Source organism: Stenotrophomonas sp. Iso1, assembly GCF_027497995.1.
Taxonomy (GTDB): domain Bacteria; phylum Pseudomonadota; class Gammaproteobacteria; order Xanthomonadales; family Xanthomonadaceae; genus Stenotrophomonas.
The window spans coordinates 66681-92888 of the sequence record NZ_JAODBT010000001.1 but is presented as its reverse complement, the minus strand read 5'-3'; the positions used below and the strand labels follow the sequence as shown (position 1 = coordinate 92888).

The 26208-nt window shown below is 62.9% G+C and carries 19 protein-coding genes; 13 read left to right on the top strand and 6 right to left on the bottom strand.

What is annotated here, in order from left to right:
- Positions 1 to 80: 80 nt before the first annotated feature.
- Positions 81 to 809, top strand: coding sequence for an AraC family transcriptional regulator (locus tag PAN08_RS00345; RefSeq protein WP_269789571.1), 729 nt, complete (start codon positions 81 to 83; stop codon positions 807 to 809).
- 313 nt (positions 810 to 1122) lie between these two features.
- Positions 1123 to 1998: a methylglyoxal synthase gene (locus PAN08_RS00340; RefSeq protein WP_269789570.1), complete on the top strand. Its 876-nt coding sequence runs from the start codon at positions 1123 to 1125 to the stop codon at positions 1996 to 1998.
- A gap of 182 nt (positions 1999 to 2180) precedes the next feature.
- On the opposite strand, the gene PAN08_RS00335 is transcribed toward PAN08_RS00340, so the two are convergent.
- Positions 2181 to 5975, bottom strand: a complete 3795-nt coding sequence (locus tag PAN08_RS00335) for a LamG-like jellyroll fold domain-containing protein (RefSeq protein ID WP_269789569.1) — start codon at positions 5973 to 5975, stop codon at positions 2181 to 2183.
- Between the two features lie 138 nt (positions 5976 to 6113).
- A complete protein-coding gene (locus PAN08_RS00330) occupies positions 6114 to 8861 on the bottom strand; it encodes a TonB-dependent receptor (RefSeq protein WP_269789568.1) in 2748 nt (915 codons plus the stop codon).
- A 305-nt stretch (positions 8862 to 9166) separates the two neighbouring features.
- On the opposite strand from PAN08_RS00330, the gene PAN08_RS00325 reads away from it, so the two are divergent.
- The 3 genes from PAN08_RS00325 to adhP all read left to right on the top strand — a co-directional run bounded on the left by PAN08_RS00325 (position 9167) and on the right by adhP (position 12268).
- Positions 9167 to 10189: a sugar kinase gene (locus tag PAN08_RS00325; RefSeq protein ID WP_269789567.1), complete on the top strand. Its 1023-nt coding sequence runs from the start codon at positions 9167 to 9169 to the stop codon at positions 10187 to 10189.
- A complete protein-coding gene (gene eda / locus PAN08_RS00320) occupies positions 10176 to 10814 on the top strand; it encodes a bifunctional 4-hydroxy-2-oxoglutarate aldolase/2-dehydro-3-deoxy-phosphogluconate aldolase (protein ID WP_269789566.1) in 639 nt (212 codons plus the stop codon). The genes PAN08_RS00325 and eda overlap by 14 nt, the downstream gene beginning before the upstream one ends.
- 425 nt (positions 10815 to 11239) lie before the next feature.
- Entirely contained in the window at positions 11240 to 12268 is a 1029-nt protein-coding gene (adhP, locus tag PAN08_RS00315) for an alcohol dehydrogenase AdhP (protein WP_269789565.1), read from the top strand.
- A gap of 186 nt (positions 12269 to 12454) precedes the next feature.
- Here the strand turns inward: adhP and PAN08_RS00310 are convergent, their stop codons facing one another.
- Together PAN08_RS00310 and PAN08_RS00305 are read right to left on the bottom strand one after the other, a co-directional pair.
- Positions 12455 to 12844 carry a hypothetical protein gene (locus PAN08_RS00310; protein WP_332840078.1) on the bottom strand — a complete coding sequence of 130 codons (390 nt, stop codon included), beginning with the start codon at positions 12842 to 12844 and terminating at the stop codon, positions 12455 to 12457.
- Between the two features lie 164 nt (positions 12845 to 13008).
- On the bottom strand, positions 13009 to 15090 hold the full coding sequence (locus tag PAN08_RS00305; RefSeq protein ID WP_269789564.1) for a TonB-dependent receptor: 2082 nt from the start codon (positions 15088 to 15090) through the stop codon (positions 13009 to 13011).
- A gap of 202 nt (positions 15091 to 15292) precedes the next feature.
- On the opposite strand from PAN08_RS00305, the gene PAN08_RS00300 reads away from it, so the two are divergent.
- From PAN08_RS00300 to PAN08_RS00280, 5 genes are all read left to right on the top strand, one after another.
- Positions 15293 to 16495, top strand: a complete 1203-nt coding sequence (locus tag PAN08_RS00300; protein WP_269789563.1) for an amino acid aminotransferase — start codon at positions 15293 to 15295, stop codon at positions 16493 to 16495.
- Between the two features lie 480 nt (positions 16496 to 16975).
- Positions 16976 to 17989: a class 1 fructose-bisphosphatase gene (locus PAN08_RS00295; protein ID WP_269789562.1), complete on the top strand. Its 1014-nt coding sequence runs from the start codon at positions 16976 to 16978 to the stop codon at positions 17987 to 17989.
- A gap of 176 nt (positions 17990 to 18165) precedes the next feature.
- The gene (locus PAN08_RS00290) at positions 18166 to 18597 is read left to right on the top strand and encodes a nuclear transport factor 2 family protein (RefSeq protein WP_269789561.1); all 432 of its coding nucleotides are present in this window, start codon (positions 18166 to 18168) and stop codon (positions 18595 to 18597) included.
- Positions 18594 to 19298 (top strand): 2OG-Fe(II) oxygenase, encoded by a 705-nt coding sequence (locus PAN08_RS00285; RefSeq protein WP_269789560.1) that lies wholly within the window; start codon positions 18594 to 18596, stop codon positions 19296 to 19298. Before PAN08_RS00290 ends, PAN08_RS00285 begins: the two co-directional genes overlap by 4 nt.
- 37 nt (positions 19299 to 19335) lie before the next feature.
- On the top strand, positions 19336 to 19953 hold the full coding sequence (locus tag PAN08_RS00280; RefSeq protein WP_269789559.1) for a hypothetical protein: 618 nt from the start codon (positions 19336 to 19338) through the stop codon (positions 19951 to 19953).
- Positions 19954 to 20091: 138 nt separating this feature from the next.
- Here PAN08_RS00280 and PAN08_RS00275 read toward each other — a convergent pair whose 3' ends face one another.
- Positions 20092 to 21183, bottom strand: coding sequence for a PA0069 family radical SAM protein (locus tag PAN08_RS00275; RefSeq protein ID WP_269789558.1), 1092 nt, complete (start codon positions 21181 to 21183; stop codon positions 20092 to 20094).
- A gap of 206 nt (positions 21184 to 21389) precedes the next feature.
- Here PAN08_RS00275 and cls point away from each other — a divergent pair, with 206 nt between their 5' ends.
- The 3 genes from cls (at position 21390) to PAN08_RS00260 (ending at position 24881) form a co-directional block, all read left to right on the top strand.
- Complete coding sequence (cls, locus tag PAN08_RS00270) at positions 21390 to 22850, top strand: cardiolipin synthase (RefSeq protein ID WP_269789557.1); 1461 nt, start codon at positions 21390 to 21392, stop codon at positions 22848 to 22850.
- A 982-nt stretch (positions 22851 to 23832) separates the two neighbouring features.
- Positions 23833 to 24117, top strand: a complete 285-nt coding sequence (locus tag PAN08_RS00265) for a hypothetical protein (protein ID WP_269789556.1) — start codon at positions 23833 to 23835, stop codon at positions 24115 to 24117.
- Positions 24114 to 24881 (top strand): pyridoxine 5'-phosphate synthase, encoded by a 768-nt coding sequence (locus tag PAN08_RS00260; RefSeq protein WP_269789555.1) that lies wholly within the window; start codon positions 24114 to 24116, stop codon positions 24879 to 24881. The genes PAN08_RS00265 and PAN08_RS00260 overlap by 4 nt, the downstream gene beginning before the upstream one ends.
- Positions 24882 to 25796: 915 nt before the next feature.
- On the opposite strand, the gene PAN08_RS00255 is transcribed toward PAN08_RS00260, so the two are convergent.
- A complete protein-coding gene (locus tag PAN08_RS00255) occupies positions 25797 to 26207 on the bottom strand; it encodes a biopolymer transporter ExbD (protein WP_057636105.1) in 411 nt (136 codons plus the stop codon).
- Position 26208: the final 1 nt, after the last annotated feature.

Here is a 26208-nt window from a genome sequence, read left to right as displayed (position 1 = left end):
TAATCGGGAACACCGGCCATCAGCCGGGATGCTTTATTCCTGCACCAGTCACCGTTTCCTTTACGAAGGTCTACGACGCAATGCAGCACAACTTAAAGCCTGCCCAGATCGACGTTCAGCTCTCACTCGATGAACTGCAGGACATGTTCGACGCCATTCCCGACGTGGTGTTCTTCATCAAGGACCGCCAGTGCCGTTACACGCACGTCAACAACACACTGGTGAAACGGCTGGGCGTGAAGAGCCGTGACGAGCTGGTCGGCAAGACCGCGTTGCAGGTGTTTCCCGAGCGGCTGGGCAGTTCCTACGTCTCCCAGGACAAGCGCGTACTGGAGGGCGAGTTGATCGAGAACCAACTCGAACTCCACCTCTACGCCAACCGCACCGCCGGCTGGTGCCTGACCATCAAGCGCCCGCTCACCGGCAGCAAAGGTATCGGCGGGTTGATCGGCATCTCACGCGACCTGGGCCGGCCGGACAATCGCCACTCGTCCTTCATTCGTCTGCAACGTGCACTGGAGCACATGCAGGCCAACTACGGTTTGCCATTGCGCGTGCAGGCCCTGGCCGATATCGCAGGCGTCTCGGTCGCGCAGCTGGAGCGGCTGTTCAAGCGGGTATTCCAGCTCAGCCCACAGCAGCTGCTGACCAAGCTGCGTATCGAGGAAGCGATGCGGTTGTTGCTGACAGAAATGAACATCGCCGAGATCGGGCAGTCGTGCGGGTTCTCCGACCAGAGCGCGTTCTCGCGGCAGTTCAAGGCGACGGTGGGCATCACGCCTAGGGATTACCGGGCGATGATGCGGTGATTTTTTTTGAAGCTTAAGCGCTACAGAGCTTTAAGAGCTGCCCTCACCCCTACCCCTCTCCCGTGAACGGGAGAGGGGACAGCAGACAAGGCGGTGCCCGACACTCTCCCTTCCCCCACATGTGGGACGACAACTCGGCAGGACTGCCGAGTTGCACGGCGAAGCCGCCAACGGGTGAGGCATATGGATGTGCCGAATGCAGGTGCCCGAAGGGCGGAGGAGGGCCAGCACTGGCTTTCGCCTGTAATCATTCATGGGCAGGCGGGGAAGGCGTGACCTAAACTCATCCGCCTACGACCCAAGGGGAATCACGATGCGCATCGGCCTGGCCGCCAACCGTCTGCACCATGAGAGCGCCGACGCCGCGCTGTTCCGTTGGCTGCGTGCCTGCGAAGGTGGCATCCGCGAACTGGGCGTGGAACTGCACGCCGTTGGCCGTACGTTCGATGCCATCGCCGCTGCCGGCCCGCTGGCCGACTACCCTGCCCTGCAGCGCTATCCCAACGGTCGCGAAGGCGGCTTGATGAAGCTGGTCGCCGAGGTGGTGGGCATGGGCACGCCAGAGCGCACGCTCGATGGCGCCATCTATTTCATCGATCCGGTTGATCCTTCTTCCATTTTCCCCGAGGCCATCGCGCTCAAGCGCCAGTGCGTGATCCACGGCAAGCCGTTCATCTCGACCGTTGCCACCGCGCGCGACTGGATCGAGATGGAGCGCATCCATGCCGGCTTCGCGCCAGATGCCGGCGCTGATGATCTGAATGATTTCGGCAAGCAGACGCTGGCGTTGATTGCGCATGACGCACGCAAGCCGCAGATGCTGGACTTCGCCGCCGAGCACTTCGACGTGCTGTCGCAGTTCGCGCAGCGCATTGGCACCGGCACCACCGGCCAACGGTTGAATGAGATGGCATGGAGCCGTGGTTGGCCACGCGAGCAAGAATGGATCCAGCGCTTCCAGAGCGGCCCGCTGGGCGGCGACGCGCAGATTGCCGACCGCGTACTGGAGCATCGCTGCCAGCGTGCGATCTTCTTTGAAGACCCGCACGTGGCGCGCCAGCATGAAGCGGACATCCAGCTGCTGGAGCGCGCGGTGACCACCGTGACCGATGAGGCGGTGTGCATCACCGCGCCGAACATCGCGGCGCGCTGGGCGCAAGCCGTTGTGCTGCGGCAAGCACGGCGCTGACAACCTGCCCCTGCGCAGCACGGGAAGTTGGAGGGAGGTTGCAGTTGCCGGGATGGCCGGTGACCGCCACGTTTGAATCCCGCAGAACTGCTATCGCCAACCTTCATGCGGTGGAGCGGTACAAAACAGGAAGCCCCCTCCCCTTCTCTGCACGAAAGGGAGGGGCGGTTCCGTGACTTGGCTCAGTTCAACGGCAAGCGGTTGTTCCGCAGCGTCACTTCACTGCCCTCGCCTTCCTGCATCACCCGCACGTGCGCGCCATCTCGCTTGAAGCCCGCAGGCAACGTCAGTTCCACCTGCGTGGTTCGTGGCTGCAGATCCAACGGTGCGTCCAATGCAGGAATCGCAACACGTGCCACTTCACGGCCGCGCGCATCTTCCAACACGGCGTAACCCGCAGCCGTGGCGACGTGACCCAGGCTGTGAACCATTAACGTTAAACGCTCACCTTCCACCCGCAGATCACCCCGGCCGATTCCCAGATCCGCGCGCGTCTCCACCGGCACTCCCGGCGTCACCAATTCGAACTCGAATACCTGCGTCTGCTTCGGCGCAAAGCGCAACACCGTGCCGACGCTTTTCTCCAACGCCACGTCGCGCACTACCGGCGTGCCGTCGATCACGCCATCGCCATCGCGGTCCACGCCGCTGCTGACGCGCCACGTGCCAGCCGCGACATTCCAGCCAGTCAGCGTTGCGTCCTGCGGGGTGCTGCCAACGTTGTAGGCGATGACCTTGAAGCGTTCACGCGAAGGCGCATGCACGGCCAATGCGACCTGCTCGGCACCACCGGGCTGTGCAAACTGCCAACTCACGGTATGGCCCGGCCAGCTCTGGTTACGCTTGAGGGCGATGCCGCCCAGTCGCACGCGCTGCAGAAATTCGCTGGGTGCTTCAACGCGATCACTCCACCAATGGCCTTCGGTGTTCATGTATTCGCGCTGCGCCTTGGCCTGGATGCCGTCGGCATGCAGTTGCTGCAGGTATTTCATGTCGCCGGTCATCTGCCATGCGGTGATGTTGGCAAAGCCACCACCGCCCTTGTCGGCATCGGCAATCAACTGTTGGCCCCAGTCCTGCTGTCTGCCGAGCACGTCGATGTAGTTCTCGCCAAGATTGGACAGCACGCCGGGGCCGCCACGCACCACGCGGTAGTCCAACGCCTTGAGGTACGTGTCGTCACCGCTCCAGCGCCAAGCCGCCCAGAACATATGCATGATGTCGCCACTGCCCGAACCTTGGTTCAACTCGCCACCGCGTGTTTTTCCGGTTGCCCAGTTGATCTCGTTGGGCAATGTCCAGCGGCCCTTGTCGTCGGTGTAGGCGTGGGCCAGGTAGCCATCGGCCAGGCCGGTGACCAGCTTGCGGCCCGTCGGATCGGCGTTGTACTCGCCCATCAGGAATGCCGGGTGCAGGGCCGGGAACGAGTACGGCTTCTGCCATTGCCAGTTCGGCTCGCGGTACACCTTGTTGCCGCCGTACCAGTTGCTGGAGAACAACAGATGCCCCTGCGGATTGGGCAGGATGATGCGCTCATCGAACGCCTTCACCGTTTCCATCAGGCGCTCGACGGTGAGCGGGTCGCCCCAGTTGAGGTAGAGCATCGCGCTGTTGGCATTGATGCCCTCCTCGTACGCGTGCAGCTCATCGGTCTCGATGGTGCTCAGGCCGTTTGAGAACATGCCGTTCTTGTAGACCGCATCGGACAGCGCCGTCAGCGAAGCATTCAAGCGCTCCGGTTGCACACCCATCAATGCAAGACCAGGCCACTGCTGCACCAGATCCGAATCGTCAGAAATGCCACCGCCAAAATCACCGTAGTCGACCTGCCGCTCGTCAATCCACCAATCAACGAAGCGACGGACCTGCTTCAGATCTTCCAGTTGGTTGAACGCCCACGCGGGCACGCCTTTGGGTGCCTGCGGTGCGGTGAACGGCGGTTTTCCCTGGCTGTTGTAGCTGATGTAGTTCCAGTACAACCGGCCCAGCGCGTGGTCGGGGTCAACCCGCAGCAGGTCGCTGAGGTCGGCATAGACGCGCGCATACAAGCCCTGTCGCTTGGAAGTGGTGTGTTCTTCAACCAGGAAACCCCAGTTGTCACGTACCTGGTTGAAGCGGTCGGCGACGTGCTCCTTGATGGCTTCCTTGCGGTCCTTGAATACCAGCCGCACTTCCGCGCCATCCAGCGATGCGGCATTGAAACCCGGTGCCGCCGAGGCAATCGACAACCACAGGCTGTCCGCAGTCAGAATGCGGTCACGCACATCCAGCCACAGCGTGCGTGCTTCGCCTGGCTTCACCGAAACCGACACGTCAATCATGTCGCGCGCCGGCCAGATCGGGTCTTTGATGCGGATGTTCAGCGGGATCAGGCCGTCATGCGTGGCGGGCAAATCGAGCGCGGGCAGGTCGATGGCCACACCATCCAGACCGTCGTGCATGTTCTCCCAGCTGTAGGCCCAGCTGCGGATCAACGGTTGTGCCGCCGGTGCATCGCCCACGCCCGAGGGAATCAACACGTGCACGATCGGCAGTGGCGTGGTTGGCAGCGAATCGGCCGCACGCGTGCGGGAGCCGGCGCCCTTGGGCAAGGCCATCACCACGCTGCGCTCGCTGGGCGCGAAACGGCCATTGATGTAATCGCGCAACGTGGCGATGTTGGTGTAGTCGGGCAACACCTTGCTGTCGATCAGATAGCGTTGCTTGACCGTTCCTTCCGGCTCGGCCGCATCGCTGACGTGGTAGCCCCAGATTTCCTGGATCGGTGTCTCCTGCTCGGTGTTGCTGAAGCGCAACGTGCCGCCCTGTTGTTCGGCAACGTTATCCACACTGCGCACCACGCCCTTGGGCCGGGTGAACAGCGTGCCGTTACTGCCATCGAGCGTGCCGAATGCCGCACCACGGATCTCGATGCGGTTGATGCGTTCGTTGTCAGGAATGGTCAGGTCCAGATGCTGACCACCTTCGACATAGGTATTCCAGTCCGGCAACTGCAGGTAATCGTTGCGGCCGGCCAGACGTGAGCGGTTGTAGACGCCCGGCCACGTGGTTTCAGCGATGCCGTCGGTGCCCTTCCACATCCACTGCTTTTTGTCCTTGACGTCGCCGAACTCGACCTTGCGAACCGTCGTCACCGGCGTGGACAGTACCGGCGGTGCTGCGCCTTCCCAGCCATAGCGGTGCCACCACGCGCGTTGCGAGGCGACAGCACGCTCACCGCTGCGCGGCGCGGCATTGCGGGCCAGTGCGGCCACCGCTGCGCCATCCAGCATGCGGTCGTAGACGCGGATCTCGTCGAAGTCACTGCCGCGCAGGAAGTTGTAGCGGCTCTGCACCTGGTACGGCGCCATCACTCGCCCGGCTAAGCCCAGTTGGTCGAGCGCGGCATCGTAGTCGCCGGTGGTTTCAGCGCGCGCCACGTCCTTGCCATCAACAAACAGCGTCACGCCCTTGTCTTCATCCCAGGCAAACGCAATGTGCTGCCATTGCTCCGGTGTCGGCGTCTTGTCCAGCTTGAATGAGACACGGGTGCGCGCGAGATTGGCGTCGGTGACGAAGGCATCAAAGCCATGGCCGTTCCAGTCGATGCGCAGCCACGCCATGTCCCAGCTGCTGTGGTCGGCATAACCAACGCGGAAGATCACGAAGGGCGTTTCACCCACCGCATAGCGCGAGCGCCAGAAGAACGACAGCGTGCCGCGTTCGGCCTGGATGTTGCCCGGTGCATTCCACGACAGCACGCCATCGTCCTGCCATTGGATGGCGCGGCCGTGCGCGCCGTCATCCACCAGGCTCACTTTGTCCTGGAAGTTGGGCACAGGATCACCCTGCGCATGATCGGCGACGAAGCCCTGCTCAGCGGAGACGCGGAACAGCAGCTGCGGGAAAGGGCTCTGCGCTGCCGCAGGGAGAGCCGCCAGCAGCGCAGAAGCCAAAATCAGGGGGCGAAGCGTGGAACGGTAGGAACGTCGTGACATCGTGCGTCTCTTGGAGACGTGCGGGATTGGTCTGTTCCGCACGTGGTGGGCCAAGTTAGCGACGCCAACGCGTCTTCACATTCTGCGTCGCACCATCATTGCCCTGCCCCGGCATTGCGCCGGGGCAGATTTACCGCATCAGAACTTGTAACGCAGGCCCAGCGTGTACTGACGGCCGGTCTCGCTGTATTCCAGCGGCAGCGATACCGACGGATTGGATACCCACGATTCCTGTGCTTCGTTGGTCAGGTTGGCGCCTTCCAGGCTGATTTCCAGCTGGTCGCTGATGCGATAGCGAATGGACGCATCCAGGAAGGTGGTACCGGTCTGGCCGTGGACACCCTTGCCGGCGCTGTCGAACCCGGCTTCGGTGCCCGGCACCTGGATCAGGTAATCGTCGCGGTTGGTGGCCGAGATGCGACCAGACCAGCTTTCGCCTTCGTAGAACAACGTCGCGTTCCAGGCGTTCTTGGACAGCCCGGTGAGGTCAGTCTTCTGCGCCATGACGCCCGCGCCGGTCACGTACTGGATCTTGGATTCCACGTAGGTGTAGTTCAGCTGGGTGCCGAAGTTCGACCACTTGCCCGGCAGGAAGGTGAACGGCTGTGTGTAGTTGAACTCCACACCGGTGAGATCACCGCCGGGGGTGTTGACCGGGGTGCTGAACACGAAGTCGTCGCCAACACCTGCATTGAGGTTGTCCAGCAGGCTGGCCGGCAGGCCGCTGCTCGAATACGGACGGGTTTCGCGGGTGTTCTGGATGAAGCTTTCGATGTCCTTGTAGAACAGGCCGACGCCGAGCATCGCGCCTTCCTCGAAATACCACTCAAAGCCCAGATCGGCGGTCTTGGCACGCACCGGATCCAGCAGCGGGTTGCCGCCACTGACCGTCTTGGCACTGCCGCTGACGCTGACCGTGACGCCCGGGGTCAGGCTGCCCAGGCCCGGGCGCGACATCACCTTGGCCGCGCCAAATCGGATCAGGAAGTCCGGGGTAATCTCCGCCACCAGGTTCAGCGCCGGCAGGAAGTCGTTGTACTCACGGCTCACCGTCGTGGTCACCGGCGTACCGCTGGCCGAGGCCACACCGGTGGAGGTCTGCTTGGTCTTGACGTAGCGCGCGCCGATGTTGCCCGACACCGGCACCGAGCCGATATCAAAGCCGAACTTGCCCATCAACCAGCCGCTGCGGTCCTGCTCTTCCACACTGCGGATGCTGGCAGCGTAGTCGGCCAATGCGTAAATGCCTTCGCCACTGAGGATGTCGAACTCATTGGCAATGCCGTTGAAGTTCGGCACCACCCACTTGCCGGGCGAGCCGGACATGCCGCCAAGGCTGGCCAGCTGGGTCATGTTGACCGGCACGATCTTGCTGCCGTTGAAGGTCGGCACGGTGGTTTCGTTGCCGACGCGGCGGCGCTCCATCGAATCGAAGCTGAAGTTCTTGGCCTGCACGCCGCCTTCCAGCGTGAAAGACGGGCCCATCACCCACGAGAACTCCAGCTGGCCGTTGTCGAAATCGTTGGTGACGTAGTTCTGGCGCAGGCGGATGGTGGACAGCGTCCAGCCGTTGGGATCGGTGGGGTCAATGCCGTAATTGAACACTGGCTTGTTGGCGTTGCCACGGTAGTCGTAGCTGTAGCCGTCCACGTTGAGCTTGTCCATCATGACCGTGGCCTGGATCGGGTTGTCGTGCTTGGAGCGCGAGGTACCCACCTTGCCGGTGATGGTGAAGTTGTCGGTCAGCTTGTGCTCGCCGTCCAGACTGATCTGGTAGAACTCGGTGGTCCACTCGTCGTGGCGGTTCTCGGCGCGGATGTCGACGTTGTCCATCTGCGCGTAGACCAGCGCGCCATCGCGCACTTCACCGTCGTTGACCAGGATTTCCCGCTTGCCGAGTGCATCGGATTTGCTCAGGCCGTTGGCTTCGATGTACTTCTCGTCGCGCTTGGCGTCGATCTTGGAGTACAGCGCATCCAGGCTGAAGGTGGTGCGGTCGCTGGGCTTGAACTGCAGCGCGCCGGTCACGCCGAGGCGCTTCTGGTCGTGCTCCATCAGCGTATAGCGCGGGAAGCGCGGCGCGTAGACATCCGAACGCAATGCGTCCTTGAACGGTGAAGCAGCGTTGAAGCCACCGTTTGTGGTGCCGCCGGCCCAACGTACGGTACCGGTACCCTCTTCCACCGTTTCACGCTCGGAATACGCCACCGACAACAAGGCGCCGAACTTGCCATCGGCCCAGCTGTTGGAAATCAAACCGGCAAAGCGCGGCATCGCTGCCTGCGAGGCATCGTTATAGCCGGCCTGCACGTTGCCGACGATGGTCAGGCCGTCATAGTCGAACGGGCGCGCGGTGCGCAGGTCGACCGTGGCACCGAGCGAACCTTCTTCCACATCGGCCGAAGCGGTCTTGCGCGCGATCAGCTGGGTGAACAGGTCCGAGGCAAACACGTTGAAGTCAAAGCCGCGACCACGATTGGTGCCGCCCTGCCCGTCGCTGCTGCCAACCGTGCTCAGTGCTTCCAGACCATTGATGCGCACGCGGGTGAAATCCGGGCCCAGGCCACGCACCGAAATGTTGCGGCCTTCGCCGCCATCACGGGTGATCACCACGCCGGGGATGCGCTGCAGCGATTCGGCCAGGTTGCTGTCCGGGAACTTGCCGATGTCTTCGGCGACGATGGCGTCCACCACGCCGGCTTCGCCCCGCTTGATATCCAGCGCCTTCTCGACGCTGGCGCGGTAGCCAGTGACGGTCACAGCGTCCAGCTGGGTGGCGGCGGCGCCGGCATCCTGGGCGGCAACCGTGCCTGCCTGCAGGGCCAGACTGATGCCCAACGCCAGCAAGGTAACCGGTGTCTTTTTCTGCGTGTTACGTGGATACATATGCTTCCCCTCTCCAAGGTCTACATGCGAATCGATTGTTTGGTATGTGCGGCTGATGTGCGAATCGACTGTTGAAATATGGTGCTGATGGCGGATGACACCGCTAGTCAAAACGAAAAGTATCAGCTGCGTGAAAGGGGAGCATCTTGCAGTGCAGCAGGGCATAAACACGCTGAAAAGCCTTGTCCAAAGGACATTCCGGGGCAATCGGGCGACCTGAAGGGGACAAAGCGGCCTCGAATGACACCGCTAGTCAAACGGTCATGCCATCATGCCGGCCGGATCGACGGTGAGCAGGAGTCCTGATGAGTTCCACCCGCATTGTCTGTTTTGGCGAGCTGTTGCTGCGACTGGGCGCCCCTGGCAACCAGCTGCTGCTGCAGAGCCCTTCCCTTGATGTGCATGCCGGCGGCGCCGAAGCCAATGTCGGCGTATCACTGGCGCACTTTGGCCACGATGTGGCGATGGTCAGCGTGGTGGCCGACAACCCGCTCGGTGCTGCGGTAACCGGCGAGCTGCGCCGGCATGGCGTGGATACCGGCCGCGTCCGCCGCACCGATGGCCGCATGGGCCTGTACTTCCTGACCACCGGCGCCGGGCATCGCCCCAGCGAGGTGGTCTACGACCGTGCCGACTCCGCGTTCGCCAGCGCGCGTGCCGACAGCTACGACTGGCCGGCGCTGCTGCAGGGCGCGCAATGGCTGCACCTGTCCGGGGTGAGCCCGGCGCTGGGGCCGGAAGCGGCACAGGCGACATTGGCAGCGGCGCGGGCGGCATGCGCGCTGGGCATCAAGGTCTCGTTCGATGGCAACTTCCGTCCCAAGTTATGGGAGCGGTGGGGTGGGGACGCCAAGGCGATCCTGCGCGATCTGTTTGATTGCGCGCACATCGTCTTTGCCGACTACCGCGACATCGGTGTGGTGCTGGGCGGCGAGTTCGCACAGGCCGACGTGCAGGCACGCGTGGACGCTGCCGCCGTCATGGCGTTCGCGGCATTCCCACGCCTGCAGTACATGACCTGCACACAACGCACGACGCACAGCGTGGGCCATCATTCGCTGGGGGCAATGCTGCTGGGCCGCGACGGCACCCGCGCAGTTGCACCACAGGAAGCGCTGACCGATATCGTCGACCGTATCGGCGGTGGCGATGCATTTGCCGCTGGCGTGCTGCATGGCCTGATCGAAGGCCTTGATGCCGACACCACCATTCGCTTCGGCCTGGCTGCAGGCTGCCTGAAGCATTCCATTCCCGGTGATTTCAACCCAGTCGGCGTGGCCGACGTGATGGCCCTGATGGGCGAAGGAAAGTTCGATGTCCGGCGCTGATCCGCGCGTACGCGCAGTGCTCAAACTGGCACCGGTGATTCCGGTGTTCACCCCTGACAACATTGACGACGCCGTGCAGGTAGCACACGCGCTGTTCCGCGGCGGCCTGCCGGTGATCGAAGTGACGCTGCGCACTCCCAATGCGATGGAAGCGATCAAGGCGATGGTCGACGCGGTACCCGATGCCGTGGTCGGTGCCGGCACCGTGCTCGATGCGCGGCAGCTGGAACAGCTGAAAGCCGCCGGTGGCCGCTTCGCCGTATCGCCGGGTGCAACCGACCGGCTCTACGCCGCCGCACGCGATGCCGACCTGCCGTTTCTGCCGGGTGTGGCAACGTCGTCCGAGTTGATGCGTGGCCTGGAATACGGGCTGGATACGTTCAAGTTCTTTCCGGCGGTACAGGCCGGTGGCGCCGCAATGTTGTCGGCATGGAATGGCCCGTTCGGCGATGTGCGTTTCTGCCCGACCGGCGGCATCAGCGCGCAGACCGCATCGCAGTTCCTGCACTTGCCCAATGTGTTGTGCGTGGGCGGCTCGTGGTTGACCACGCGCGACCTGCTGCAGGCGCGCGATTGGACCAAGATCGAACACCTGGCGCGCGAGGCGGCGGTGTTGCCAAGTTGATTGTGCCGGTGGGGTAGGGCGCGGTTGATTTACCAGCCCGTTCGTAGCTCACTTCTCGCCGACGCTCCCCCTTCGCTTGGTGAAGAAGGCGGGACACAAACCGATTCCGACAGGCCAAGTACATCCCCCTCCTTTTGCCGAAGGCAAGGGGGCGGCTGGGCGCGGGAGCCGAGATGCTTCACGCCTGTGCCGCATGGGCCGTGGCATACAGGGGCACCGGCATGGACCCCGTGCGATCTCAACGCCTGTCCGGCACAGCCGGCATGGGGCGGCTACCAGCATTCGGCATCTCAGGAACCCTCAGGTCCGCGATTCCCTCAGGCAGTTGGGTTTGTTCTGAACCGCGCGCCGTTTGATGACGATCAAGGCACCGCCCGCTGGCCGGTGCCAGAGTGGAATTCCACGTCGTAAAGGGAGATGCAAGCATGAACAGAACCATGAAGGCCGCTGTCGTACGCGAGTTCGGAAAACCCTTGGTCATCGAAGAAGTGGTGGTTCCACGTCCGGCTGCGGGCGACATTCTGGTCAAGATCGAAGCCTGTGGCGTGTGCCACACCGATCTGCACGCGGTAGAGGGCGATTGGCCGGTCAAGCCCAATCCACCCTTCATTCCTGGCCACGAAGGCGTCGGCCATGTGGTCGCGGTAGGGGCGGGCGTCACCCACATCAAGGAAGGCGACCGTGTCGGCATTCCGTGGCTGTATTCGGCGTGCGGCTATTGCGAACACTGCCTGGGCGGCTGGGAAACGCTGTGCGAGGCGCAGCAGAACAGCGGCTATTCGGTGAACGGTGGCTTCGCCGAGTACGCGTTGGCCAATGCCAATTACGTCGGCCATCTGCCCAAGGAAGTGGGCTTTGTCGAAATCGCGCCCATCCTTTGCGCTGGCGTCACCGTCTACAAGGGCTTGAAGGTCACCGACACCAAACCCGGCGACTGGGTGGTGATTTCCGGCATCGGTGGCCTGGGCCACATGGCGGTGCAGTACGCCAAGGCGATGGGCCTGAACGTGGCAGCGGTGGATATCGACGACAGCAAGCTTGAGCTGGCCAAACGCCTGGGCGCCACCGTCACCGTCAATGCGCGCAACACCGACCCGGCCGCGTTCCTGAAGAGGGAAATTGGTGGCGCACATGGCGCGCTGGTCACGGCGGTATCGCCCAAGGCATTCGAGCAGGCACTGGGCATGGTGCGGCGTGGCGGCACCGTGTCACTCAATGGTCTGCCGCCGGGTGATTTCCCGCTGGATATCTTCGGCATGGTGCTCAACGGCATCACCGTGCGCGGGTCGATCGTCGGCACGCGTCTGGACCTGCAGGAATCACTGCAGTTCGCCGCAGAAGGCAAGGTTGCCGCCACCGTCAGCACCGACAAGCTGGAGAACATCAACGATGTGTTCACCCGCATGCATGCCGGCCAGATTGAAGGCCGCGTGGTGCTCGATCTGAGTGCTTGATCTAAGTACTCAGGCACTGCAAGCCACGACGGCTTACGCCTACCCACTCTCCCTTTGGCGATGCCAAGGGGAGAGTACTCAAGCAGCTTTCAACGTGACCTGACAGCCCGTGCAAAATCACTCCTCTCTTTGGCAATGCCAAGAGAGAGCAGATGCTGCTGGAAATCGCCGTTGCTACCCGCGCTGCTACCGCACATGCACCGCGGCAATCGGCATGCGGTCCAATGCCAGCCACGCATCCTCGATCACCCCGCGCACCTGTTCCCAGCGCAACCGTGATTCACCGCGTGATTGCTCCCAGTGCTCGGCCAGTTCAACTTCGGTACCGGCATTGCCGCGCGGCCAATCCGCAGCATGGGTCACCAAGGCAAAGGCGTACGCCGGCTGCAGATCACGCCAACGCTGGGCACCGCGCCGTCGGCGCGCATAGTCGTCCAGGCTGTACTGCACGAAGTCCTGTGCAACTTCGCCCGCATCATGCTTGCTGCGGTTCAAGCGGCCACGCCGCGTCACGGTGGGGTCGGCACTGAACAGCGGGGGCGGGGCCCGGTTTTCGGTACGGTCGAGGCGGAACATGGCACGAACCTCTCTGTGGGGGGGACACAGTTACCCCCGCACCCGTCAGCTGGCTGTGATACGCCCGTTACACATCAGTGAAACCCTTTGCGGAGAACCGGGAAAAAACGAAGCAGCCGTTGCCGTTTCTTACTGCTCAGACCGCTTCACTCACTGGTCGCGCGTCACCACGCCCACTGCAACCCCAACGAATAACCACGATCCGGGCCTGGCTCGTAGTAGCGCTGGTTGCCGTCGTTGACGATGACCGAGCCGATGTAGCGCTGGTCCAGCAGGTTATCCACACGCGCGAACACCCGCAGCGGACCGCGTGCGGTGGGCCATTCACGCGCCGCCTCCAGATTCAACAGGCCGTAGCCGGGTGCGCGGTGGTCACCCAGGTCACTGACGCCGATATCACTGGCGGCGACGACTTCCGCTGCCCATTGCCACGGCCCCGGCTGCCATTGCCAGCGCGCGCTCAATTGGTGGCGTGGCACGCCCGGCAGACGCGTACCGGGCGTGACCGGATTGAGCGGCACTGCGCACGGGGAGGGCAGGCCGGTGCAGGTCAGGTAGCCCTCACGCACGGTGGCCTGCAGCCAGGTCCATGCCAACTGCAGGTGCTGGTCGTGGGCCAGTGGCTGCCACCACCCCAGTTCCACGCCCTGGCGGCGGGTGGCACCGATGTTGCGGTAGCTGCTGCGGCCACCACTGTTGCGGGCCACGGCCAGTTCGTCGTCGGTATCAGCCCGGAACACCGCCAGTTCCAACCGCGCACCGCTCTGCGTCCGCCATTTGCCACCGATTTCGTAGTTGCGGCTCAGTGCCGGCGACAGATCCAGCGCCAGTCCCGCGCCACTGTCAGCTCGGTAGCCCAGCTCGTTGAAGGTGGGCGTTTCAAAACCACGCCCCGCCGAAGCGTACAAGCGCAGGTCGTCATTGATGCGGAACACCAGGCCTGCCACCGGCGTGGTCGCTGAATAATCACGGCGTCCGCTGTCATCCGGATTGCCGGCAGTGATGTAGCGATCGTCGGAGCGGAACCGCACCTGGCTGTGCCGCGCACCCACCAGCGCCGACCAGCGCGGCCTGAACTGCCACCAGGCCTGCGCGAACTGATCAATGTTCTCCACCCGGTCACGCTGGTTGCGACGCAGGCGGCCCTTGATGCCAAGCGTGTCGCCGACAAAATTCTCGTAGCCGGTGCGGTGCTGTTGCTGGCGATCGGCATTGGCGCCCATCACCAGCTCCAGCGGCTTGCCCGCCAATGCGCCATGCCAGGCCCAGCGCGCGTCGATGCCGCCATAGTCGCTGTCCAGGTCGATCACGCCGCCAGAGTGCAGGGGGCTGTTCTGCGGCCCGGGCGGAATGGCCAGGAATTGCTCGACCGCGCGCTGTCCGGCGTAGCCCATCAGGCGCCAGGTCTGCCGCTCACGGTCGATCGTGTAAACCGCGCCGGCCTGCATCTGTCGCACCGATTTGCGGGTGTTGTACTGGCCGGCCACCGCCGTGGCCTGACGCGGATCGGCGCGCACCTGCTCGCGGCTCAGGCCCAGCGGGTCCTGCGCATGCGGCGCATCAAAAGCGTTGATCAACAGATCCAGACGCTGGCCCGGGGCCAGGTCGAACCCCAGGCGGGCAGTGAGTGATTCGCGCCGCGCCGCGCTGTGGTCGCGCCAACCATCGGTGCGGAAGTGGTTGGCCGCCACGTTGTAGTGCATGGCCGCCGCCTGGCCCTTGAGCTGCACACCGGTGCTGACGCTGTTGTTGCTGCCGTAGGTGGTGCGCAGCCGCCACGGATCGCCGTGCTGGCCGTCAGCGCTCCACAGCTGCAACACGCCACCGGAGGAATTGCCGTACAGCGCCGAGAACGGCCCACGCAGCACGTCCACCCGCTCGGCGCCCATCAGGTTGAAGTGGGACAGCTGGCCTTGACCATCGGGCATGGTCGCCGGGATGCCATCCACCAGCAGCCGCACGCCGCGCACGCCAAAGGTGGAACGCGCACCAAAGCCGCGGATCGACAGTTGGGTGTCCTGTGCATAGTTCTGCCGCTCACGTGCCAGCAAGCCCGGCACACCGCTCAATGCCTCGGATATCAGTGCGCCCCGGCCATTGCCATCGGTTTCTACCGTGGTGGTGGAGGCGGGCAGGTCGAAGTCGGCCACCGCGCGCACCTTGGCGGCCTGCACCTGCACCGCGCCCAACGTGGCGGGTGCGGGCTCAGCGGCCTGCACCGGCAGGGCCAGCAATAGCCCCAACATCGTGAAAAAGCGTTTACATGTTCCCATCGCGCCATGATCACCGAAACGGCGTGACAGCCGCATCGGGCCCGCTGCCGAAGTTCCACCTGAAACCCCTGCGGCTACCGGCGTCCAGCCCTGCTACGATGTTGCGGTTCTGGCCGCCGCTTGTACCTTCCGCGCCGAACACCCCCCACTCCCCGCCACTGATACGAGTACCGCCGTGTCCTTCTTTGCAAACGTCGAACAGGTTCCTGGCGACCCGATTCTGGGTCTGACCGAGGCTTACAACGCTGACAGCCGCCCGACCAAGGTCAATCTTGGCGTTGGCATCTACTACGACGAGAGCGGCCGTATTCCGCTGCTGCGCGCCGTTAAACAGTACGAGCAGCAGTTGGTGGCCGAAGGCAAACCGCGTGGTTACCTGCCCATCGACGGCCTGCCGGCCTACACCCTGGCCACCCAGAAACTGGTGTTCGGCGAAGGTTCTGACCTGCTGGCCGCTGGCCGCGTGGCCACCTCGCAGACCATCGGCGGCAGCGGTGCGCTGCGCATCGGTGCCGACCTGCTCAAGCGCCTGCTGCCGCATGCCACCATCGCCATCAGCAACCCCAGCTGGGAAAACCACCGCGCCGTATTCGGCGCCGCCGGCTTTGATGTTGTCGATTACGCGTACTACGACAACGCCAGCCACGGCCTGGATTTCGCCGGCATGCTGGCCGACCTGCAGAAGCTGCAGCCCGGTTCGATCGTGCTGCTGCACGCCTGCTGCCACAACCCGACCGGCGCCGATCTGAGCACCGAGCAGTGGAAGCAGGTTGCCGCGCTGCTGAAGGATCGCCAGCTGTTCCCCTTCATCGACATGGCCTACCAGGGCTTCGACAAGGGCATCGAGCAGGACGGCCAGGCCGTGCGCATCATTGCCGAGGCAGGCATCGACAGCTTCATCGTCGCCAACTCGTACTCCAAGTCGTTCTCGCTGTACGGCGAGCGCGTGGGTGCGCTGTCGGTGGTGGGCCCGGACGCCGCTTCGACCAAGGCAGTGCAGTCGCAGGTCAAACGCATCATCCGCACCATCTACTCCAGCCCGTCCACCCATGGCGCGGCACTGGTGGCCGGCGTGCTGGGCAGCGCCGAGCTGCGTGGCGTGTGGGAAGCCGAGCTGACCGAAATGCGCGAGCGCATCCACGCCTTGCGTGCCGGCATGGTGCAGAAGCTGGCCGCCCTGGGCGCGCCGGAATTCGGCTTCATCCAGCAGCAGGCCGGCATGTTCTCCTACTCCGGCCTGAGCAAGGCACAGGTGGACACGCTGCGTGACGACTACGGCATCTACGCCGTCGGCACCGGCCGCATCTGCGTGGCCGCACTGAGCCAGAACAACCTGGATTACGTGGCCAAGGCGGTTTACGACGTCAGCCGCGGCTGATTGGTTGTAGCGCCGTTGTGCATGGAAGCCCGGGGAAACCCGGGCTTCTACGTTTTCGAGGCTGACATCGGGTGTGCGGGCCAGGTTGTGGATAAAGCTGCAAAGCACCTCTCCCTCGCGTCGCAAGCGGAGGAGTGGGTTGGGGAGCGCGCTTTTCACTTACTCACAGCCGCCTGTGGATATCCGCCTCATCACCCTTTCCGGGTCATCCCGCCCGTCGCTCAGGCACCCGGCATGCAACGCAGGCCCCGCCTTGTCCCTCCTGGCCAGACGAGTTATCCACAACACCTGCCCCGAGATGCCTCACTGCTTCGGCCACGCTGGCGCGCCTGTGGATAAAAACCGCGCCATGCGCAACGAATATCGCAAATCCGCATGACCCTTCCTGTCCAAAACAGGACAAACCAAGGTCATCGGCTCGTAAAAAAACGGACAACCCGCGACAATAGCGCCCCTTTCGTCTGAAGGTAGCTCCCGTCCATGTCCCGTACGTCGCTGACCCGCTTCCTGATCGAAGAACAGCATGCCCAGCGCATCAACGCTGACCTGCGCCAACTGGTGGCCGTTGTAGCCCGTGCCTGCACCAGCATCTCGATCGCTGTGAGCAAGGGCGCTCTGGGCGGCGTGCTCGGCGACGCCGGCACCGGCAACGTGCAGGGCGAGGCACAGAAGAAGCTGGACGTGATCTCCAACGAGATCCTGCTCGAAGCCAACGCCTGGGGTGGCCATCTGGCCGCCTGCGCATCGGAGGAAATGGACCACAGCCAGCGCGTGCCGTCGGAATATCCACAGGGTGATTTCCTGCTGTTGTTCGACCCGTTGGACGGCAGCTCCAACATCGACGTGAACGTCTCGGTGGGCACCATTTTCTCGGTACTGCGCGCCCCCAAGGGTGTGGATAACCCTGGGGATGAACACTTTCTGCAGCCCGGCACCCAGCAGGTGGCGGCCGGTTACTGCATCTACGGGCCAAGCACGATGCTGGTGCTGACCGTAGGCCACGGCACCCACGCTTTCACTCTGGATCGTGAAACCGGCGAGTTCGTGCTGACCCAGCGCGGCATGCAGGTGCCGGCGGACACGCAGGAGTTCGCCATCAACATGTCCAACCAGCGCCATTGGGAAGCGCCGATGCAGGGTTATGTGACCGACCTGCTGGCCGGCAAGGAAGGCGCACGCGGCAAGAATTTCAACATGCGCTGGATCGCTTCAATGGTGGCCGACGTGCACCGCATCCTGACCCGCGGCGGCATCTTCATCTACCCGTGGGACAAGAAGGATCCGTCCAAGGCCGGCAAGCTGCGCCTGATGTACGAAGCCAATCCGATGTCGCTGCTGGTCGAACAAGCCGGCGGCGCCGCCACCAACGGCCGTGAACGCATCCTCGACATCGCCCCGGACCAACTGCATCAGCGCGTGCCGGTGTTCCTCGGTTCGAAGAACGAAGTGGCCGAAGCCACCCGTTACCACCGCGAGCACGACGCCAAAGCCTGATCGCTGCCGCTTCTGCTCAAACCCCTCTCCCACCACAGCGGAAGAGGGGTTGGGGTGAGGGCGCTCTTTGCTTGGCCATTACAACCCGAGCGCTCCCACGTCGAGCACGCCACGGCACTACACAGCCGTAGCTATTCACGCCACCATCGGCGGCAAGTTTCTGCGAGAACCTGCCGATGCGCCTGTTGACTGTCGTACTGCTGTTGCTGGCTCCCTCTCTGGTCTGGGCGCAAAGCCCTCTGACCCTGGAACAAGCCGACGCCGACTGGAACCGCCTGCGCCTACAGGGCGACACGCAAACGCTGGCGCCGCTGCTGGCCGAGGACTGGCTGCTCACCCACTCCGACGGCCGCGTCCAGCACAAGGCCGACTACCTGCAGGAACTGGCCACGCGCCAACGCCGCAATACCCGCATCGACAACGAAGACGTACAGATCCGCCGCTATGGCGACACCACCCTCATCACCGGCACCAGCGTGCAGGCGGCGGTCAGTGACGGAAAACCCTGGGAAGGCCGTTTCCGTTTCACCCGCGTGTGGGTACAGCGCGATGGGCATTGGCTGATGGTGGCCTCGCATTCTTCGCGTCTGGCCGAGGCGACACCATGAGCGGTGTGGATTTCATCGAGGTCTACGAACAGGCACTGTCAGCCGACGACTGCGCCTCCATCGTGCAGCGCCTGCGCCAGAGCAGCCAGCTGCAAGCGGGCCAGGTCGGCGGCGGCGTATATCCGGAGCTCAAGCGCAGCCGCGATCTACGCATCAGCGGCAACGAGGCATGGCGCGAGGTTGAACAACGTCTGCAGCAGGCTGTATTCAGCGGCGTGCTGCGTTATCTACGCCGTTATCCACAGGTACTGATCTCGCCATTGATGCTGCAGGTGGAAGGCACCGATGGCCAACCACGACGGCTGGCCGCTGAAGATTTCCCCACCATGGACGATGCCGCATTGATCGAACTGGCGCGTACCTGCCTGCGCCCGGCCGCAATCAACCTGCAGTGGTATACGGCAGGCGAGGGTGGCTATCCGTATTGGCACTGCGAGTTGTTCCCGCGTGATCCCGGCGGCGAGACCCTGCACCGCCACCTGTTGTGGACGCTCTACCTCAATGACGACTTCGACGAGGGCGAAACCGAGTTCCTGTTTCAGCAGCGGAAGATCGTGCCATGCACCGGTAGCTTATTGATCGCCCCCACGGCGTTCACCCATACCCATCGCGGCAATCGCCCGCAGACTGGGGACAAGTTCATTGCGACCAGTTGGATTTTGTTTCAGTCGGCGCAGCGGTTGTATGGCCAAGCTGTCTAATAGACATGCACTCTTTTTATCAGGGGGATCACACCGTATGCGCCTGGCACGACCGTTCCTGCTGATTGCGCTGATCCTCACCAATGGATGCCAGGAGGGACGTTCCCTGCCGGCTCCCAACAACACGGCCTTCAAGCCTGCCCACGGTTTGATCCTCGTCACGCGCGGCACACTGCCGCAACTCGATGAAGCGCTGAGGGAATACGATGCGCTCACCAAACCCGTAATTTCGGGCCGTTTTCCGGTGGAAATTCATCCACAGCCCGACGGCAGCTTCGCCGTGTTGCCACCCCAGGGTCTGCCTGCCTACGACATGGTCAACATGACCGTCTGGCTCGATGCGCCGCCCGATCAGGTCGACACCGGAGATGCGATGGCCTGGGTTACGTCGCCCGATGGCGCAGTCGCGTATTACCTCGAGCCGGAGCGAGCAAACCGCTGGGGCGATACCCTGATCGGTGCCACCGATGACGGCCACCAAGTTCGCGTGGCCGCGCCTGAAACCTATCTGTCGCTGGCTACGCATCATGTGAGGTTCAAGCCTCGCCCACGCCTGGTGCTGTCGAGGCAACCGAAGACACTGGTGTTGACCTTGGACACGGACACCGGAATCAGCAATCCGCAGCTGTTGCTCCACTCTGATGATCAAACCTGAGCGTTTTTCACTCTGAGCGCCGGGCGCTGCTCTGCCGGCCCCATCCATCAACCCACAAGCAAACAACAGCACGGCCAATAAACGACCCGGTGTAAACCGTCGACAGTCTTCGTGGCGACGCTTCTGCGTCCCGTCTGCTTAGAACAACTCGCCCTGCAACGAAGGCTTTTTCGGCGGCAACGGTGCGACGAATTTGCTGCAATCCAACCAGGGCCATTGCTGGCGCGATGCGTTGAATCCCAGTCGCTTGCTTGCGAGTTTGAAGCGGTTGGACAACAGATCCGCATACGCCCCTTCACCGCGCATGCGCTTGCCAAACTGGCTGTCGTAATCCTTGCCGCCGCGCAGTTGATTGATGGTGCTCATCACGTGGTCGGCGCGCTGTGGATAATGTGCCTGCAGCCAATCACGGAACAGCGGCGCCACCTCATACGGCAAGCGCAGCAGTACGTATCCAGCGCTACTGGCACCGGCATCGCGCGACGCTTCCAGCACGGCTTCCAACTCCGCGTCGTTGATCCACGGAATCACCGGCGCCACCATCACGCCTACCGGTATGCCGGCATCGCTCAGCCGGCGCATCGCACGCAATCTGGCATGTGGTGCGGAGGCACGCGGTTCCAGCTTCGCCGACAAATGCGGGTCCAGCGAGGTCACCGAGAAATGCACGCTTACCAGCTGCTGCGCGGCCAGTGGCGCCAGCAGGTCGATGTCGCGTTCAACCAATGCATTCTTGGTAATCAAGGAAAACGGATGCCGGGTTTCCTGCATCACTTCAATCAACTGGCGGGTGATACCCAGCTTGCGTTCGATGGGCTGGTAGGCATCGGTGTTGATGCCCAGCGCGATCGGCTGCGGCACGTAGCCCGGTTTCGCCAGCTCGCGACGCAATACCTCAGCCGCGTTGGTCTTGGCGAAAATCTTGGTTTCGAAATCCAGCCCCGGCGACAGGTTGAGATAGGCGTGCGTGGGGCGCGCGAAACAGTAAGAGCAACCATGCTCGCAGCCCCGGTAGGGATTGACCGATTGGCTGAAGCCCACATCCGGCGAATTGTTGCGGCTGATGATGCTGCGCGCGGTTTCCGGGCGCACGTCGGTACGCAGGCGCGGTTCGGCAAACTCCTCGCTCTCGTCCACCGACCAGCCGTCGTCGACGGCTTCGGCTATCTGGGTTTCAAAACGGCCGGCGAGGTGGCTGGTGGCACCGCGGCCCTTGATCGGTGTAGGCATCGGCCTACGCTACCGCGCGCTGGTCGCAGATACCGCGACGGGCCGTATTCATCCGAAGAAGGCTTCAGCCGGCCTTGTGCTTGAGGTAGCCGCAGCCTTCTGGCCGGACACCCAGCAAATTCAGCGCCCGGCACGGCCAGCCCGGAAAGTTGTCCACAATCTTGTCCCCCGCACGCATCGTCGCCGGCGATGGCTAGAATCGACGGATGCGCGAAGCCCTGCACGTCCTCTGGACCACCCTCACCGACATTCCCTACCTGGCCCAGATCCTGGCCGTTGCCTATGTCGCCTATCTGCTGGTGCTGGCCTGCTATATCGTGCTGCAGAAGCGCGAGCCGGTAGCCACGCTCAGCTGGATATTGTCACTGGCGGCGTTGCCCTACATCGGCCTGTTCGTGTTTTACGTGTTCGGGCCGCAGAAAATCGTGCGCCAGCGCCTGCGCCGTGGCCGCTCCCGCGAGGGCATGAGCACCTACGAAACCCTGTGCCCCCCCGACGACCGCTGCACCGAACTGGCGCGAGTGGGCCAGGCCACCACCGGGCTGGCGCCCAGCACGGCCACCGATGTCGACTGGCTGGTGGATGGCGCGGCGACTTACGCCGCCATCATCGAAGCCATTGGCCAGGCCAGGCGCCACGTGAATCTGGAGTACTACATCTTCGAGCCCGACCACGCCGGCACCGCCATGCGTGACGCGCTGGTTGAGCGCGCACGCGCCGGGGTAAAGGTGCGGCTGCTGCTTGATGCGGTGGGTTCTTCCAGCATCCGCAAACGCTTCCTGCAGCCACTGCTGGAGGCCGGTGGCGAGGTGGCCTGGTTCCATCCACGGCAGCTGCTCAAACCGTTCAAGCGCCCGTGGTTGAACCTGCGCACCCATCGCAAACTGGTGGTGGTGGACGGCGAGGTGGCGTTCACCGGCGGCATCAACGTCACCGACGAAGAAGACGACAGCCGTAACCGCAACGCCTATCGCGACCTGCACATGCGCATTCGCGGCCATGTCGTGCACAGCCTGCAATTGGTGTTCCTGGAAGATTGGATCTACGCCACCGGGCAAACCGACAGCGCCTTCCAGCGCAGTGACCTGTTCCCGCCCAACGTTCCCACCCGCAGCCAGGGCGGCATCCAGGCGCAGGTACTGATTTCCGGGCCGGATTCGGCATGGGAAGCCATTCATCGACTGCATGTGGCCGCCATCCAGGAGGCCAAACGCCGGGTGTGGCTGGTCACTCCGTACTTCGTGCCCGGTGAAGCCGCACGCATGGCGCTGACCTCGGCCGCGCTCGGCGGGTTGGACACACGCCTGATGGTGCCCAAGCAGAGTGATTCCAGGTTCGTCACCTTGGCCGCGCGCTCGTATTTCGACGAACTGCTGGAAGCCGGCGTGCGCATCTACGAATACGGCCCACGCATGCTGCACAGCAAAGCCTTCATTGCCGATGACCGCACCTGCATTGTCGGTACTGCCAATTTCGACCACCGCAGCTTCCGGCTCAATTTCGAACTGTCCATGATGTACAACGACCGCAAGCTGACCTCGGAGCTTGAGGCCATCCTTCGTGAGGAGTTCAACAGCGCCACCGAGGTGCGGTTGAACCGTCATCGCCCGCTGTGGCGTGAGCGCCTGCCCGAGGCCTTCGCCCGCCTGGCATCGCCACTGCTCTGATGGGGCCCGCAGGATTGGGGGCATGCCGTTGCCCACAACCACCTGTGGATAAGTTTCCGGCTGAATCAAGTTACCCCGTGACGCGTTCAGGCCCAACGCGCACCAGAGCCTCGTTCCCGCGATTGGAACGGTGCAGCCATGCAAAGCAGCGGGGATATCCACAGTTGCCTGTGGACAAATAATTGAATTGAACCCATTCCGCGCTCCTTTCTGCAGCAGCGCTCGATCGAATCGCCGCATGAAATCGCTGAGCAGGCGACAGCTCGGTGGACCCGAACGGTGCCGTCACGCGGCGTATTGCAGATACCCACAAGTTCCTGTGGATAACCAGCTTTGCAGGCCCGCGCTCTGCTTTCCATTGCCGGCTTGCCGGCAATGGCTATCCACAGAGAGCCGCCGCAGCGTGAGCACGTTTCGGCAACCCGTCCCTGACACTCCGCGCTGTCCACTGAAAATATCCACAACGTCCTGTGGGCAACTTTTCAAAAATTTGGCCGGCGTTCCCATCTCGTAAACAACGTTATCCACTGCCCACACCCGCATGAAGCTGCAGGTAAGGGCACCTGCGAAACCTGATGGAGGCCGTGCTTCGTCACAGAAGGAGCTACTCAGGTTGTCCGGTTCTCCCTTGCGGCACGTGGGCATACGGTGTTGCCAATCGCCGAGTCGTGCGGATCCCAAGCGCGGGAGTAGGGTGCGCCAAAGCAGCGGTTCAATATCCGTTTCTGCAGCCGGCTTTCTCAGCGGCTTCCGTGCTGGTCTTGGTCCGCGTTCCCCACCTCCGCTCCGCCTCTAGCGCCCGTCGAGAACAAAGTTATTCACAGCCGTGGCCGACCAGCGGTAGCGGTTCGGCAGGCAAACGGCGCAGACCCAAATACACCCATGCCCGAACGTCTGGATAACCTCGAAAAGGCGCCATAACACGTGGAACAGCAACGCCCAGCGCCGTTACACTGCATCCCTCTACGGGGAGGTCGTGTCCATGTACTGGCTGTTTCTGTTGCTCTCGCTCGGTGCGTTCGTACTCGCCATTTCGACAACACAGATGTGGTTGTTGGTGCTGTCGTTGTTCGCCTCACTGTTGTTCGCGGTGCTGTGGATAAAAGGCCTGTTTGCTGCCCGCGTCGGTGGCGTGGTCAGTGATGCACCACGGCCGTTGCATCCGGCCGAGTTGCAGGCACTGCGTGACCAACTCCGCGGCCAGAGCGCACCACAGCAGCCGGCACAAGAAACCTCAACCGCAAAGAATGACCCGGCACAGCCATGACCAGCCTCAGCGTCAACGTCAACAAGATCGCCGTGCTGCGCAACTCGCGCGGTGGCACCGATCCGGATGTCGTGCGTGCGGCGATGACCTGCTTGCGCGCAGGCGCCCACGGCATCACCGTGCACCCTCGCCCGGATCAACGCCATATTCGTGCGGATGATGTGTTCGCATTGTCCGAACTCACGCGCCAGCATGGCGTCGAGTTCAACATCGAAGGCAACCCGTTCGCACCGCCGCGCGAGGGTTATCCCGGCCTGCTGCAACTGTGCGAGCAAACGCGTCCCGCGCAGGTCACGCTGGTGCCCGATAGCGACGGTCAGCTGACGTCCGATCACGGGTTCGATTTCGCGCGCGATGGCGAACGTCTGCGCCCATTGATCGCGGAATTGAAGAGTTATGGCTGCCGCGTCAGCTTGTTCGTTGATGCCGACAATGCCGACATCGCGCAGGCGGCCGTACTCGGCGCTGACCGTATCGAGTTATACACAGGCCCGTATGCCGAAGCCTTCGCCAACGGCAACCTGGAACAGGCGCCAGCGCCGTTCGTCACCGCCGCACGTCGTGCGCAGGCCGCCGGTTTGGGCGTCAACGCCGGCCATGATCTGTCACAGGCCAATCTCTACCACTTCCTGTCGCACGTCCCCGACGTCCTGGAGGTATCCATCGGCCACGCGCTGATCAGCGAAGCGCTGTATGAGGGCATGGAAACCACCATCACCGAATATCTGAAACTCATCAGCCAGGCCGACAGCCCGGCAAGCTGAGTGATGCAGCAGCACAGTGGTGGGGCAGGGCACCGGAGTACCTGACTGAGGAACACGGTGCATCAACCCGTGTTCTTGCGCGGATGCGTACCAATACACAAGACGCATCGATGAACCGAGCGCGGTCAACTGTGGATAAGTGAAAAAGCTGTGGATAATTTGCGCAGCTACCCAAAGCATCACCCACGCCAATCGGGGAATTTACCAGACGGGAGCCTGTAGTTCGGCAAGTGCAACGCGCCGCATCACCATCTTCTACGTCATGAGGGTGCACAGCCCATGCAGCGCGTCAAACGACTTGTCCACAGCTGCAAGAACCACGTTTGGGTGTCGAACCATGCCTGGCAGCGGCCTTCCCGATGAAATCACAGCGATGCACGACGCCGCATTGCATACAGGCTTACCGCTACGCCGGAGCACTCGCTCGCAATGACGGATTTTCGCTTTGTCCAGCTATGCAGCGTCTCTCTGCGTTACAGAGCTGATGTCACGGCATCGCGCGTTACACCATGCCGAGGCCGTCATTGTCGCGCTGCGCGCGCACCCACTTGCAGACCGCCACCACCCCTTGAAGAGGAAACGTCCAACCGACGGATGACGGATGACGGATGACGGATGACGGATGACGGATGACGGGCAATCGTTCCTCGAATTTTTGCTTTCATCGACACATGTATCACCGCAAAACTGGCAGCACAAAACGCCGCTTTGCACTGCGCATGGATCACTTTCCACGCATAGCAAAACGCAAGAAGAGAGCCACGCCAACCGAAGAGTCATCGGCGATCGCCACAGCATCTGTGCCCTTTAGAAATACGCTCCTCCACTTTCTACGCACTTCAAAAATTGGCAAAAAAAAGACGCCCCCGAATTAACGGAGGCGCCTTCCAGTCGCGTCATGACTTGGGTATTACGTCACTGCACGAAACCGATCTTCTTCATCTGAGCATTCTTCGCCTGGGCCAGGATCTTGGCCATGACGTCATACTCCGAATCCGGGCTGGCTTCGATGCGAAGTTCCGGCTGGTTGGTCGGATCCTTCTGTACTTCTTCTTCCATCTTCTGCTGCAGGTCGCCCACGTTCACCGGACTGTTGTTCCAGTAAACCTGGTTGCTCGCATCCACACGCAGATCAATCGGCGGCGGCGGCTCGCGCAACTGCGGCGGCGGATTGATAACCCGCTGCGGCAGATCCACGGCGATCGGATACGTCATGATCGGCGCGGTAACGATGAAGATGATCAACAGCACCAGCATCACGTCCACGAGGGGCGTGACGTTGATGTCGGCCATTGGGCCCTTGTTACCACCACTACTGAATGCCATC

Coding starts and splice junctions, on each gene's coding strand:
- PAN08_RS00305 (WP_269789564.1), bottom strand. CDS start 15,090: ATGTTGGGGCTATTGCTGGCCCTGCCGGTGCAGGCCGCTGAGCCCGCA.
- PAN08_RS00295 (WP_269789562.1), top strand. CDS start 16,976: ATGTCCCGTACGTCGCTGACCCGCTTCCTGATCGAAGAACAGCATGCC.
- PAN08_RS00285 (WP_269789560.1), top strand. CDS start 18,594: ATGAGCGGTGTGGATTTCATCGAGGTCTACGAACAGGCACTGTCAGCC.
- PAN08_RS00275 (WP_269789558.1), bottom strand. CDS start 21,183: ATGCCTACACCGATCAAGGGCCGCGGTGCCACCAGCCACCTCGCCGGC.
- PAN08_RS00340 (WP_269789570.1), top strand. CDS start 1,123: ATGCGCATCGGCCTGGCCGCCAACCGTCTGCACCATGAGAGCGCCGAC.
- PAN08_RS00325 (WP_269789567.1), top strand. CDS start 9,167: ATGAGTTCCACCCGCATTGTCTGTTTTGGCGAGCTGTTGCTGCGACTG.
- PAN08_RS00345 (WP_269789571.1), top strand. CDS start 81: ATGCAGCACAACTTAAAGCCTGCCCAGATCGACGTTCAGCTCTCACTC.
- PAN08_RS00335 (WP_269789569.1), bottom strand. CDS start 5,975: ATGTCACGACGTTCCTACCGTTCCACGCTTCGCCCCCTGATTTTGGCT.
- PAN08_RS00290 (WP_269789561.1), top strand. CDS start 18,166: ATGCGCCTGTTGACTGTCGTACTGCTGTTGCTGGCTCCCTCTCTGGTC.
- PAN08_RS00265 (WP_269789556.1), top strand. CDS start 23,833: ATGTACTGGCTGTTTCTGTTGCTCTCGCTCGGTGCGTTCGTACTCGCC.
- PAN08_RS00310 (WP_332840078.1), bottom strand. CDS start 12,844: ATGTTCCGCCTCGACCGTACCGAAAACCGGGCCCCGCCCCCGCTGTTC.
- PAN08_RS00280 (WP_269789559.1), top strand. CDS start 19,336: ATGCGCCTGGCACGACCGTTCCTGCTGATTGCGCTGATCCTCACCAAT.
- cls (WP_269789557.1), top strand. CDS start 21,390: ATGCGCGAAGCCCTGCACGTCCTCTGGACCACCCTCACCGACATTCCC.
- PAN08_RS00260 (WP_269789555.1), top strand. CDS start 24,114: ATGACCAGCCTCAGCGTCAACGTCAACAAGATCGCCGTGCTGCGCAAC.
- PAN08_RS00255 (WP_057636105.1), bottom strand. CDS start 26,207: ATGGCATTCAGTAGTGGTGGTAACAAGGGCCCAATGGCCGACATCAAC.
- eda (WP_269789566.1), top strand. CDS start 10,176: ATGTCCGGCGCTGATCCGCGCGTACGCGCAGTGCTCAAACTGGCACCG.
- adhP (WP_269789565.1), top strand. CDS start 11,240: ATGAACAGAACCATGAAGGCCGCTGTCGTACGCGAGTTCGGAAAACCC.
- PAN08_RS00330 (WP_269789568.1), bottom strand. CDS start 8,861: ATGTATCCACGTAACACGCAGAAAAAGACACCGGTTACCTTGCTGGCG.